The sequence below is a fragment of the Mesorhizobium sp. B2-8-9 genome, from assembly GCF_006439475.1.
Classification (GTDB): Bacteria; Pseudomonadota; Alphaproteobacteria; order Rhizobiales; family Rhizobiaceae; genus Mesorhizobium.
Genome location: NZ_VFTQ01000004.1, coordinates 274,308 through 286,654 on the forward strand (window position 1 = coordinate 274,308; position 12,347 = coordinate 286,654).

Below are 12,347 nucleotides of genomic sequence, written 5' to 3' on the forward strand. Positions count from 1 at the left end.
TCGCCACAAATCCCGTCTTTGATGCGGCTTGCTGTGGGGGTTGAATGGCGATCCGATTTCTTTTCTGGCCAGCCGGCCTTGCCTTGGCGCTTGCCGCGCCGGCGCCGTTGCTGGCGGCGCCAACCTGTCTTGCCAACGGCAAATCCTTCAACGTCGGCGAGACAGCGTGCCTGACGCTGGCCGGCGAGAGTTACCTCGCCCGCTGCGACATGGTTCTCAACAACACGTCCTGGACCAGGATCAAGGACGAATGTCCGGGCGAAGCGCCAAAGCCGCACCCGACATCGCTTTCGACCCCGACGCCCGGCCAGACGCCGACGGAGCCGACCGAGAATTGAGGCTTCGTTGATCTCCCCACCATCCAGGTTACGCTATGCACACATCTTCTGTGACTGGCGTGACTGATCGACCTGAGGCTTGATTGCCACGTGGTTCCCCCAATCCGTCGCTGCTTCGCAGCGCCACCTTTCCCCCCTCCGGAGGGAAAGGAAGGGAGCCTTGCTGGACGAGCATTGACGGCCAAAGGCTTGGCGTCTTTCCTCTGCCCCGTCGATCGGGGGAGAGGTGGCTCGGCGAAGCCGAGACGGAGTGGGGGTCGACCAGCGCTACATTAGACAATGCATGCGCCAAGCTGCCATGCACGCTATCGCCAACCTGCGCTTACTGGTCGCCGTTGTTGCCCTTGGTCAGGATATCGTCGGCGAGCGAGATCGCGGTCCTGCGATCGGCCTCGCCGGCCGCGGCGAAAGCCTCTTCCTGCATGTTGCGGATCCAGGGCTGGTCGGCCGCCGGAGCCCGCGCCAGCGCCGCCGTCATCATCGCCAGGCCGCGCACGACCTTGCCGCTCTGGAACAGTAGATTGCCGAGCGTCGCCTGCGCGCCGGCATGGCCCTTCTCGGCCGCGAGTTGCAGCCAGCGGCCTGCCTGCTTGACGCTGGCTTTCACACCGCCCTCGCCCTTGAGGAACATCTGGCCGATCTCGAACTGGGCGTTCGGGTTGCGGTAGTTGGCGGCGGCGCGCATGTAATATTCCTGCGCCGCGACGTCGTTTTCCTCGACCGGGGTGCCGGGAATGCCCTTGCGAAGATAGTCGCCGAGCGCCACCAGCGCGTCCGACACATAGCTTTCTTCCGGCGAGCCGGGCTCGACATCCTGATCGACGATTTCCGAGAAGAACTTGAAAGCGGCGTAATCGTCGCGCGTCACGCCGTCGCCTTCGGCATACATGCGCGCAAGCTTCCAGGTGGCGCCGATCTGGCCGTTCTCGGCGGCGTATTTATAGGCTTCGACCGCCTGATCCTTATGGCCGCTCTTGTAGGCGGAGAACCCGAACTGGAACACCGCCCAGGGGCTCGACTGTGGCTTCACGCCGGTCTTGTCGTCGAACACCTTGTCGTCGAAGGCCATGGCCTGCCCGACGGCGCCCAAGGTCGCCAGAGCGACCAGTGCCGAAAAGACAGACGACCTCAACACCTCAGATGTCCGCATAGCAGTGCGTTTCTTTGGCGGCGCCCGGATGGGTCACCGCGCCGTCGCGGGCCGACCCTACGGCCTGCGCATATTTCCAGATCGCGCCGGACTGATAGTCGGTCTCGCGCGCCTTCCAATTCTTTGCCCGGGTCGCCAGTTCGGCGTCCGACAAGGCCACCTCGATCGTGCCTTGCACGGCGTCGATCGAGATCACGTCGCCGTCCTGGATCAGCCCGATCGGCCCGCCGACCGCCGCTTCCGGCCCGACATGGCCGATGCAGAAGCCGCGCGTGGCGCCGGAGAAGCGCCCGTCGGTGATCAGCGCCACCTTGCCGCCCATGCCCTGGCCGTAGAGCGCAGCCGTCGTCGACAGCATCTCGCGCATGCCCGGACCGCCGCGCGGCCCCTCGTAGCGGATGACGAGAACCTCGCCTTCCCGGTAGTTGCGTTGCGTGACCGCCTCGAAGCACTCTTCTTCCGAATCGAAGCAGCGCGCCGGACCGGAGAATTTCAGTTCCGACATGCCCGCGACCTTCACGATCGCGCCTTCGGGGGCAAGGTTGCCCTTCAAGCCCACAACGCCGCCTGTCTTGGTGATTGGCCGATTGGCGGGACGCACAACATCCTGGCTTTCATTCCAGGAAACGTGCTCCATATTTTCGGCCAAAGTGCGGCCAGTGACCGTCAAGCAGTCGCCATGCAGATAGCCGTGGTCGAGCAGCGTCTTCATCAGAAGCGGAATGCCGCCGGCCTCGAACATATCCTTGGCGACATATTTGCCGCCCGGCTTGAGGTCGGCGATATAGGGCGTCTTCTCGAAGATCGCCGCCACGTCGAACAGGTCGAACTTGATGCCGGCCTCATGCGCGATCGCCGGCAGGTGCAGCGCCGCGTTGGTCGAGCCGCCGGTGGCCGACACCACGGTCGCCGCGTTCTCCAGCGCCTTGCGCGTGACGATGTCGCGCGGCCGGATGTTCCTGGCGATCAGCTCCATGACCTTTTCGCCCGAGGCGAAATTGAAGCGGTCGCGCATCTCGTATGGGGCCGGCGCGCCGCAGGAATAGGGCAGCGCAAGGCCGATGGCTTCAGCAACGGTCGCCATGGTGTTGGCGGTGAACTGGGCGCCGCAGGAACCGGCCGAAGGACAGGCCGCCTGCTCGATCTCGAGCAATTCGGCGTCGCTGATCGATCCGACCGAATGCTGGCCGACCGCCTCGAACACGTCCTGCACGGTGATCTGCCGGCCGCGATAGCTGCCGGGCAGGATCGAGCCGCCATAGATGAAGATCGACGGCACGTTGAGGCGCACCATCGCCATCATCATGCCGGGCAGCGACTTGTCGCAGCCGGCGAGCCCGACCAGCGCATCGTAGCAATGGCCACGCATGGTGAGCTCGACCGAATCGGCGATGACCTCGCGCGACACCAGCGACGACTTCATGCCCTGGTGGCCCATGGCGATGCCGTCGGTGACAGTGATGGTGCAGAACTCGCGCGGCGTGCCGTTGGCGGCCGCAACACCCTTCTTCACCACTTGCGCCTGGCGCATCAGCGAGATGTTGCAGGGGGCAGCCTCGTTCCAGCAACTGGCGACGCCGACCAAAGGCTGCGCGATCTCGGCCGCCGACAGGCCCATGGCATAAAGATACGAACGATGCGGCGCCCGCGCCGGACCTTCGGTCACGTAGCGGCTGGGCAGCTTGGCCTTGGAGATTGCCTTGGCGTCCATCATCGTCCTTGCCGCACACCCCGCGGCCGGTCCCATCGCCGAGCCAACCTGGCACGCATCCCGGGACATATCTCGGGTGCTCCGGGTTTATGGCGGGAAATGGGCAGTTCCCCTCTCTCTGACTTCTACAGCAGGGGTTGTTCATAAACTGTTGCTGAAACGTCACAATCGTATCGGGGGCTGGTGGTGCAGTGGATCTGCAACAGCGTGCCGGAGGGCGAAGCCATCGTGGCATTCACGCAACGAAAAAGGCCGGACATTGCCCGGCCTTTTTTATTGCATTTTCAGCAACTTAGAACTTGATCTTGATTCCGCCCGAAATCGCCGTGACCAGATCGTTACCGACGTCATATGTAGCGTCTTCGCCTGCGGTATAGCCATTCTCGTCGGTGAGTGTTCCAGAGTGGCCGCTGGTCATGACGCCGATGGCACCGGCCAAGCGAAGCTCGACGTTTGGCTGAGGCGTATAGGCGACGCCGCCGCCGAGCGTCCAGGTATCGGTTTGGACACCATAGCCATGTGAGGTGCCGCGATCCCAAGTGAGCTGACCAGCGGCACTCCATTCATCATTGAACTTGTGGCCGATACCGCCGGAAACGGTCCACCCGTCACGATACATCAGGTCAAGCGAAGTCGGCCTGACAGCCGGGTTCGTCACGCCGCTGTTACATGCCGCACCGAGCGCCTTCGATTGATCGGTACAAATCGGGACGATCTGGAGAACGCTCCAATTCACCCATTTGACCGAACCGAAAGCGAGCCAACCGGGCGCGATACCCGACTGCAGTTTGAACTCGAGCGTGTCCGGCATGGACTGGGTTGGAGCGTAGATCGGGGTGGAGACGACGCCACCGATGTCCAAGGTGCCAGAAATGTTGTCGAGCTTCACCTGCGAATTGTAAACGAGGCTGGCGCGCAACGCGATATCCGGGATTTCATACGCGATACCCGCGCGCCACCCCCAACCGCTGCTGTCAAGGTCAACACGCCCGACCATTGGGCCGAAGCCGATGTTCGTTAAGCCTTCCTTGAAGCCGTAGACCTTCTGGTAGAACACACCACCGAGGAAGCGAAGCTGGCCTTTTCCCGCGTCAAACTTGTACGAGCAGGTCGCGGCGTAATTGTCGCTCTTGATGTCGGTTTCAATGTTCGAAACCGCGCCGTTCCAGTTACTACCCGGCGCGGTATGGGCGCCCCAAGGCTGCGAGTAGTCAAACATGCAGTCGACACCCTGAACAACCTGGGCTTTGACCCCGATGCGCGGCACCCAATAAGGCTCCGCCCCGTCCGCCGTCGAGCTAAAGCCCGGGCCTAGCGGAGCACCGCCTGGACCAAGTGCATTTTTGTACTTGCGATCCGGCATCACATATGTGGCTTCCGCTTCCGTCGCGACCGGCGCCGGATCGAACAGCAGATCGATGTCGTAGCCGCCGCGTTCGAGGCCGCCGGCATGCGCGGGATGCATCGCGGCGCCAATCAAAGCGATCGAAAAGCACCCTGCCCCCAGCAGCGCTTTGACCCGCAAAATGTTCATGGAAATCCCTCCCCAAATACAAGTGGCTCAAGCTAGAACCAATTCGGGTTAACGACGCAACAACGATTTCAGGAGCTGTACATGTACATCTTGACAGCACCTATTTTTGCCATGGTCATCGACGCCGCAATCGGCGCCTAAGTCGCGCGAACCGGCGTCAAAGGATCGAAAAAATCCGGGGAAACTGCCAAAAACGGGGCAAAAACAGCCGGTTTTGGGGCTGACAGCCCTCATTGTTACATTATGGCAACAATGGGGCGCAAACTTTCCGTTTACGTCAAAATTAACGTAGCGGCAGCCGCATCTTCGAGGCAGCTAACGTATCGGAAAGCGCCTTCGGAGCGGCGGCGAATCTTGCCGTTCAGCCGGCGTCGCGCACCCTGGTCAAAGCCACCGAAAGCTTCTCCTGCGCCTCGCGATATTCGGCGAGTTTCTCGCGCTCTGCCTCGACCACTTCTTCCGGCGCGTTGGCGACGAACTTTTCATTCGAAAGCTTCTTGTGCAGGCGGGCGATCTCCTCGGTGACCTTCGCCAGTTCCTTCTGCAGCCGCGCGGCCTCGGCCTGGAGATCGATCAGGCTGCCGAGCGGCAGGCTTACCGTCGCCTCGTTGATCACGATCTGCGCCGAACCTTGCGGCGGCGCATCGGCGAGCGCGATATCGCCGACACGCGCCAGCCGCTTGATCGCCTGCGCGTGGCGCTCCAGCCGCTCCTGCGTCAGCGTGTTGGCGCCGATCACCGTCAGCGGCGCGATTGCCGCCGGCGGCACATTCATCTCCGAGCGCACTGAGCGGACGCCCGAGACGAGATCGACCAGCCAGTTGATGTCGGCGGCGGCCTGCTCGTCCTCGAAGTCGGGCGACGGCCATGCGGCGTGGCAAAGCAGCGACGAGCGCTCCTTGCCCTCGCCGGCGGTCTGCGCCCAAAGCTCCTCGGTCATGAACGGCATCATCGGATGCAGGAGCTTGTAGATTTCGTCCAGCACGAAGGCGACGCAGGCCCGGCTCTCGGCCTTGGCCGCCTCGTCCGTGCCCATGAACACCGGCTTCAACAGTTCCAGGTACCAGTCGCAGAACAGATTCCAGACAAAGCGGTAGGCAGCGCCCGCCGCCTCATTGAAACGATAGCTGGTGATGCCTTCAGTGACGGCGCGCGCCGCCCGCGTCAGCTCGGTCAGGATCCAGCGGTTGACCGGCAGCTTGGCGTCGTTCAGCCAGAACTCGTCGTTACGCGCGACGTCGTTCATCTCGGCGAAGCGCGTCGCGTTCCACAGCTTGGTGCCGAAATTGCGGTAGCCGGCGATGCGCGCCGGATCGAGCTTCACGTCGCGGCCTTGCGCCGCCATGACGGTCAGCGTGAAGCGCAGCGCATCGGCGCCATATTCGTCGATCAGGTCGAGCGGATCGATGACGTTGCCTTTCGACTTCGACATCTTCTGCCCGTTCTTGTCGCGCACCAGCGCGTGTACATAGACGGTGTGGAACGGCTCCTCGTCCATGAAGTGCAGGCCCATCATCATCATGCGGGCGACCCAGAAGAAGATGATGTCGAAGCCGGTCACCAGCACGTCGGTCTGGTAATAGGTCTTGAGCTCCGGCGTCTGGTCGGGCCAGCCGAGCGTCGAGAACGGCCACAGCGCCGACGAGAACCAGGTGTCGAGCACGTCCTCGTCGCGGGTCAGGATCTCGCCGGGCTGGAAGTTCTCGAGCTTATCCTCGACCCAGGCCTTCCACGGCCCTTCCAGCGCCAGGTAATATTCGATTGCCGCAGCGAGCGCCTCTTCCTCGGTCTTCTCGACGAAGACGTGCCCGTCCGGTCCGTACCAGGCCGGGATCTGGTGACCCCACCAGAGCTGGCGCGAGATGCACCAGGGCTGGATGTTCTCCATCCAGTCGAAATAGGTCTTTTCCCAATTCTTCGGCACGAAGTTGGTTCGGCCCTCGCGCACCGAAGCGATCGCCGGCTTGGCGAGCTCGGCGGCGTTCACGTACCACTGGTCGGTCAGGAACGGCTCGATCGGTACGCCGCCGCGGTCGCCATGCGGCACGGTGTGCCGGTGCGGCTCGATCTTGTCGAGGAAGCCGCCGGCCTCCATCAGCTCGACGATCTTCTTGCGGGCAGTGAAGCGGTCGAGCCCATCCAGCTCGTCCCATACCGCCTGGCGCTCCGGCGTGACCTCTAGGCCGGCCAGGAAGTCCTCATTGTCCTTCAGCTTGATGGCCGCTTCGACCGTCAGGATGTTGATCGCCGGCAGCTTGTGGCGCTTGCCGACCTCGAAGTCGTTGAAGTCATGCGCCGGCGTGATCTTGACCGCGCCGGAGCCTTTTTCCGGATCGGAATATTCGTCGGCGACGATCGGTATCTTGCGGCCGACGATCGGCAGCACGACGTTGCGGCCGACCAGACCGGAGAAGCGCTTGTCATCGGGATGCACGGCCACGGCCGTGTCGCCGAGCATCGTCTCGGGACGCGTCGTGGCGACCGTGATGAAGGTCTTCGGGTTCTCAGGGTCGAACGCCTCGCCGTCGATCGGATAGCGGAAGTGCCAGAGATTGCCGTTCACCTCGTGCTGCTCGACCTCGAGGTCGGAAATGGCGGTGAGCAGCTTCGGGTCCCAGTTCACAAGGCGCTTGTCCTTGTAGATAAGGCCTTCCTTGTAGAGGGTGACGAAGACTTCGAGCACGGCCTTGGACAGGCCTTCGTCCATGGTGAAGCGTTCGCGCGACCAGTCGGCCGAGGCGCCGAGCCGCTTCAGCTGGTTGAAGATCGCGCCGCCGGATTCGGCCTTCCACTCCCAAACCTTCTCGATGAACTCTTCGCGCGTCAGATCGCGGCGGTGGATCTGCTTTTCCATGAGCTGACGCTCGACCACCATCTGCGTGGCGATGCCGGCGTGATCCATGCCGGGCTGCCAGAGCACGTTCTTGCCGCGCATGCGCTCGAAGCGCACCAGAATGTCCTGCAGCGTGTTGTTGAGCGCATGGCCCATATGCAGCGAGCCGGTGACGTTCGGCGGCGGGATGACGATGGTGAAGGCTTCGGCCCCTTCCTCCGCGCCGGCGCCGGCCCGGAAGGCGTCTGCCTCTTCCCAGATTTTGGCGATCTTCGGCTCGACGGCTTTGGCGTCGTAGGTCTTATCAAGCATGGAGGAGGTCCGAACTGTCGGGAACAAGCGTCCGGTGTAAATCGGAAGGTCTTGGCCGAGTCAACCGCGAGCGCAGCGATCGCTCCCACACATAGGTCTGCCGCGGCCAGCGGCAATGCCGGCTAAAGCCAGGACAGACGCGTTCATCCAGGCACCTTAAACAAAAGCGCCGTCCAGGACGGCGCTTGTCAGCCTGCATGTTGCTGCGGTTACTGCGCCCCGCGCGCCACGCGCTCGATCTCCTCGCGTACCAGCCTTTCGACCAGCGTCGGCAGGTTGTTGTCGAGCCAATCCTGCAGCATCGGCCGCAACATCTCCTCGGCCATCTCATCGAAGCTTTTCTTGCCGCGGCTGGCAAAAGCATCGGAAAGCTCGCCAAAGGCCGCTGCGACCTGCCGGCCCGTATGCTCGGAAAGGATAGCGGGCCGGGCCGGCTGCGCCTCCGGTTCGGAGGCCCTGGACGCGCCTACAGGCGCGGAATCTTCGAACGCCGGCTCTTCCTTCTCGACCTCGGCCTTCGGCGCGGCTTCCGGGGCCCGGATGGCCGGTCTCGCGGTGACCGTGCTGCCGCCGACCGCCGCTATTTCGCGCCGCCAGTCGGCGACAATGGTCTCGGCCGTCTGCGGCGCATTTGCCGCGGCTGGCTTGCCTGCGGCCGCCTGCGCGCCCGGCGCAGCGCTCTCAAGCTCAACTGTCGGCGCAGCCGTAGGCGCAGTCTTCACCGGCTCGGCGCGGGCGGCGCGCGGCAGCACCGGATCGGTCGCCGCAAGCTGCGCCTGGACCTCCGCCAGCGTCGGCGGCTTGCGGACGTCGGCATGCAATTCGGAACGAAAGGCATCAACCTCGACAGCGGGCGCGCCAGCCGCGGCCGGCTCCAGATCCTGGCGCAGCTCGCCGGCCTCGGCCGGTTGCTTGCGCCCGGTGTCGCTGTCTTCGATGATCCTTCGGATGGAAGCCAGTATCTCTTCCATGGAAGGTTCGCGCTGCGCGCTGCTTGCCGTCGCCATCGTCACATCCGCCGCCCTAGTGACCTGTCCAAGAACTTGACCTGTTCCAGAACCGACCGTTCAAGAACTTGACCCGCCCAAGAATTCCGTCCTGCCCGGGCCGGAATTCGAATCAATGGAAACAGCGTAACCGACCGATCGTCATCCGAGAATCCCCAATCTGGGGACACGTTGGATTTCAACAGATTAGGCGGCGCGCAGCCCGATGAGCCTCCCGGAAAGACAAACGCCGCGCATCCATCGGACACGCGGCGTTTGCAGGAAGCATGCTGTCGGCAATCAGCGCCCGTCGGGCGTGCGCAGTCCGAACCACTTGTCCTTGACGGCGTTGTAATGCTCTTCCGGCCTGTATTTGGTGACCGCCAGGCCCAGCCGATCCACCGACAACCGGCCCATAGCCTGGAGAATGGCATAGCTCGCCACCACCACGTCGCGCTCGGAACTGGCCTGGTTGATCTTGGCGGTGATGACTGCGTTCTGCGCGTTCAACACGTCCAGCGTCGTGCGCTGGCCGACATTGCGCTCTTCGATGACGCCGTTGAGCGCCAGCTGCGCGGCATCGATCACCTGCCTGTTGGCAGCTACCGTTTCGCGCGCCGCGGTGTATTGCGTCCATGCCGTGACCAGAGCCTGGCGCACCTGATCGCGGGTGACGTCGATCTGGATGCGTGCTTCCGAAAGCGACTCCTTGTTCTGCCGCACAACCGCCGAGGTCCGGCCGCCCGAATAGATCGGAATGGTCAGCGTCGCGCCGATATTGGCCGAGGTCGAGCTGCCGTTAGGGCGAGTGATCGAAGCGGGAGAGGAGTGGCTGTAATTGTCCGAAATGCCGGCCGAGGCCGTCACCTGCGGCAGCAGCGCGCCTTCCGACGACTTCACCGCAAAAGCCGCGGCATCGACGAGATGCTGTGTGGCAAGAATGGCGGGATGTTCGGCGGAAGCGATGGCCAAGGCCGAATCGACACTACCCGGCAGCAGCTTGCCCAGCGGCGAGGCTGGCTTGAGCTTGCCCGGCTCGTCGCCGACGATCTGGTGATAGGTGGCGGCGCTCGCCAGCGCCGTCGCGCGGGCGGCGCTCAGCTGCGCCACGGCCGTCGCGCGCGAGGCATCGGCCTGGGCCACGTCGGTGCGGGTGCCCTCGCCGACCTCGAAGCGCGAGCGGGCGGCGCGCGCCTGCTCGCTCAGGAACTGCAGGTTCTGCTCGGTCAACGCCGCGACCTGGCGGTCGCGAATCACGTCCATATAGGCGCTGGCCGCGTTGAACAGGATGTTCTCTTCGGTGTTGCGCAGGCTTTCGACCGAGGCCTTCACCTGCGATTCGGCGGCAGCGACATTGTTCCTGGTCTGAAACCCGTCGAACAGCGTCTGGTTGATCTGTATGCCGAAGTTGCCCGTGGTGATGTTCTGGGTGGAGCCCTGTGCGTGGGTGCTGGTGTAGTCGATGTTAGCCGAACCGGTGACGGTCGGGCGCCAGCCCGACTTGGCGATGGCCACGCCCTCATCGGTGACGCGAACGCCGGCGCGGGCCGCGTTGAGCTGCGAATTGTACTGATAGGCTTTGGCGAGCGCGCCCGTGATGGTTTCGGCGGAGGCGGCCAGCGGCGAAAGCGCGGTGGCCGAAACAAGGATAGCTACTAAAATACTCTTGCGTAGAGGCGGCACGTTATATCCCTCATTCGTTTTGCATGGGAACCACGCCACGCCAACCTACCCTTACGGATCGGCCAGCGCCGCGTTGTTTATCGTTCCCCCGCTGACGGCCTCCCAAAAACACCCGGTTAACCAAATCAGCAACGATTGTCAGGCGCAAGCGATCATGACAGCGCCTTCGCTGCAAGGCAAAAACGCTCAGAATTCAAATGCGTGAGCACGTTCGAAGCCCGGTAGTGGCTTAATTGCCGCATTAAAGGCACGCCTTCCGGTTACAACCCCCCCTGCCTTGACAAACAGCCGGGCCACGCCAGAGTTGCCACGCCCTTCGACCGCAACCAGGCGTCCATCTTCCGCGAGCTGGTCAAGCAATGCCTGCGGCACTTCCTCGACGCTGCCGCCGATGAAGATGACGTTGTAGGGGCCTTTGGCGGCCTGCCCTTGCGGCAGCGGCCCGGTAACGACCGTGACGTTTTGGCAGCCAAGGCGGGAAAGTGTTGATTTCGCGGCCTCCGCCAGCGCTGCATCGCTCTCCAGCGCGACGACGGAACGCGCGAGCCTGGACAGCAACGCGGCGGAATAGCCGGTGCCGCAACCGACATCGAGCACCGAATCGCTCGCGTCGATCTCGGCCAGCTGCAAAAGCTTGGCGAGCGGCGACGGCTCCATCAGGTAGCGTGCGCCGCTGCCATCGGCGCCGTCGGAAATGCGGATGTCTTCATCGATATAGGCCAGATCCTGCTGTCCGGCGCCGACAAAGGCCTCGCGCGGAACGCTCAGCATCGCTTCGATGAGCGGCGCGCTGGTCACGTCCGTGGTGCGGATCTGGCCGTCGACCATCTTCACGCGGCGTTCGGAGAAATCAGCGTTCATGTCCCAACAATCCGCTCCCCGCGCCAGGCGCGCGGCCAAAACTTCAACCGGAACCCCGCTCCGGCGCGATTGCGCTGGAGCCCGCAAGCATCTGGAGGCCTCGCCCGGAATCGAACCGGGGTGCAAGGATTTGCAGTCCTCTGCGTAACCACTCCGCCACGAGGCCTCGCAATGCTCCCGGCGTTCCGAGCGAACTCATTATGTTGGCGCTCAAAGGTCGTCAAGCGCTCGCGCGTCATTCCCGGCGCTTTCGCATCGAGCGCCAAAGTGGTGATTACCAATCGGTTTCATGGGTCCGGAATCACTGCGGCGGAGGCCGCCCCGTGCTCTCAGTCGGGCCGCCGCCGGCGTTCCCACCAGACGACGAAACGCCGCCGGTGGCGTCGGATCATCGCGAATTCATAGGATAGAACCAGGAGACCGAGCGGAATCATCCAGAAACCGAGTATCGGCAGAAAGCCCAGAAGCCCGCCGAGCGTAAGCAGCATGCCGATCGCGATTCGCCAGCCGCGCGAGCGCGGCATGGTGAACTCGCGGCCGAAGATCGAAATCTTCCGCGCCGGGGCGTTGTCATCATCCGCTGCGGTCATTCAAGCCAAATCCCATCTGCTGCCTAAGCCATATCAAGACGACAACCAGCCGCCTTGTTCCGCGCCGGTGTGAAGCCCTTCATATGTGGGCGCGCCGGACGATGGCACAAATAGCCGCATCAAAAACTGGAGAAAAATTGCGAAATGCTTCTTTGCAAAGCCGAAAGGTGTTTGCTATAGGCTGCGCCACTCACGTCAGAGCCTCCGTTCCCCGGTAGCTCAGTGGTAGAGCAACCGGCTGTTAACCGGTTGGTCGCTGGTTCGAATCCGGCCCGGGGAGCCAAGTTCCACACGGAACGGCTTATTTCTCAACGTTTTCAAGGCCAAGCCTTTCCCAGCGGTCCACATT

General features: G+C 63.2%; 9 protein-coding genes and 2 tRNA genes. 2 read left to right on the top strand and 9 right to left on the bottom strand.

Going from position 1 to position 12,347, the window contains the following annotated elements; all coding sequences use genetic code 11:
* Nucleotides 1-44 precede the first annotated feature (44 nt).
* Entirely contained in the window at nt 45-338 is a 294-nt protein-coding gene (locus tag FJ423_RS07515) for a hypothetical protein (protein ID WP_095765009.1), read from the top strand.
* A 322-nt stretch (nt 339-660) separates the two neighbouring features.
* Here the strand turns inward: FJ423_RS07515 and FJ423_RS07520 are convergent, their stop codons facing one another.
* The 9 genes from FJ423_RS07520 to FJ423_RS07560 form a co-directional block, all read right to left on the bottom strand.
* Nucleotides 661-1,488: a tetratricopeptide repeat protein gene (locus FJ423_RS07520; protein ID WP_095765008.1), complete on the bottom strand. Its 828-nt coding sequence runs from the start codon at nt 1,486-1,488 to the stop codon at nt 661-663.
* A complete protein-coding gene (gene ilvD / locus FJ423_RS07525) occupies nt 1,475-3,199 on the bottom strand; it encodes a dihydroxy-acid dehydratase (RefSeq protein ID WP_140840483.1) in 1,725 nt (574 codons plus the stop codon). The genes FJ423_RS07520 and ilvD overlap by 14 nt, the downstream gene beginning before the upstream one ends.
* A 292-nt stretch (nt 3,200-3,491) precedes the next feature.
* Complete coding sequence (locus FJ423_RS07530; RefSeq protein ID WP_140840484.1) at nt 3,492-4,733, bottom strand: OmpP1/FadL family transporter; 1,242 nt, start codon at nt 4,731-4,733, stop codon at nt 3,492-3,494.
* A 361-nt stretch (nt 4,734-5,094) separates the two neighbouring features.
* The gene (locus FJ423_RS07535) at nt 5,095-7,878 is read right to left on the bottom strand and encodes a valine--tRNA ligase (protein ID WP_140840485.1); all 2,784 of its coding nucleotides are present in this window, start codon (nt 7,876-7,878) and stop codon (nt 5,095-5,097) included.
* 209 nt (nt 7,879-8,087) lie between these two features.
* A complete protein-coding gene (locus FJ423_RS07540) occupies nt 8,088-8,885 on the bottom strand; it encodes a PopZ family protein (RefSeq protein ID WP_140840486.1) in 798 nt (265 codons plus the stop codon).
* Nucleotides 8,886-9,164: 279 nt separating this feature from the next.
* A complete protein-coding gene (locus tag FJ423_RS07545) occupies nt 9,165-10,547 on the bottom strand; it encodes a TolC family outer membrane protein (protein ID WP_140840487.1) in 1,383 nt (460 codons plus the stop codon).
* Between the two features lie 186 nt (nt 10,548-10,733).
* On the bottom strand, nt 10,734-11,408 hold the full coding sequence (locus tag FJ423_RS07550; protein WP_140840488.1) for a protein-L-isoaspartate O-methyltransferase: 675 nt from the start codon (nt 11,406-11,408) through the stop codon (nt 10,734-10,736).
* Nucleotides 11,409-11,500: 92 nt separating this feature from the next.
* Nucleotides 11,501-11,574, bottom strand: a tRNA-Cys gene (locus FJ423_RS07555).
* A gap of 163 nt (nt 11,575-11,737) precedes the next feature.
* On the bottom strand, nt 11,738-11,998 hold the full coding sequence (locus FJ423_RS07560; RefSeq protein ID WP_095765002.1) for a hypothetical protein: 261 nt from the start codon (nt 11,996-11,998) through the stop codon (nt 11,738-11,740).
* Nucleotides 11,999-12,206: 208 nt separating this feature from the next.
* Here FJ423_RS07560 and FJ423_RS07565 point away from each other — a divergent pair.
* A tRNA-Asn gene (locus FJ423_RS07565) sits at nt 12,207-12,281 on the top strand.
* Nucleotides 12,282-12,347 lie beyond the last annotated feature (66 nt).

Coding starts and splice junctions, on each gene's coding strand:
- FJ423_RS07515 (WP_095765009.1), top strand. CDS start 45: ATGGCGATCCGATTTCTTTTCTGGCCAGCCGGCCTTGCCTTGGCGCTT.
- ilvD (WP_140840483.1), bottom strand. CDS start 3,199: ATGGACGCCAAGGCAATCTCCAAGGCCAAGCTGCCCAGCCGCTACGTG.
- FJ423_RS07540 (WP_140840486.1), bottom strand. CDS start 8,885: ATGGCGACGGCAAGCAGCGCGCAGCGCGAACCTTCCATGGAAGAGATA.
- FJ423_RS07560 (WP_095765002.1), bottom strand. CDS start 11,998: ATGACCGCAGCGGATGATGACAACGCCCCGGCGCGGAAGATTTCGATC.
- FJ423_RS07530 (WP_140840484.1), bottom strand. CDS start 4,733: ATGAACATTTTGCGGGTCAAAGCGCTGCTGGGGGCAGGGTGCTTTTCG.
- FJ423_RS07535 (WP_140840485.1), bottom strand. CDS start 7,878: ATGCTTGATAAGACCTACGACGCCAAAGCCGTCGAGCCGAAGATCGCC.
- FJ423_RS07550 (WP_140840488.1), bottom strand. CDS start 11,408: ATGAACGCTGATTTCTCCGAACGCCGCGTGAAGATGGTCGACGGCCAG.
- FJ423_RS07520 (WP_095765008.1), bottom strand. CDS start 1,488: ATGCGGACATCTGAGGTGTTGAGGTCGTCTGTCTTTTCGGCACTGGTC.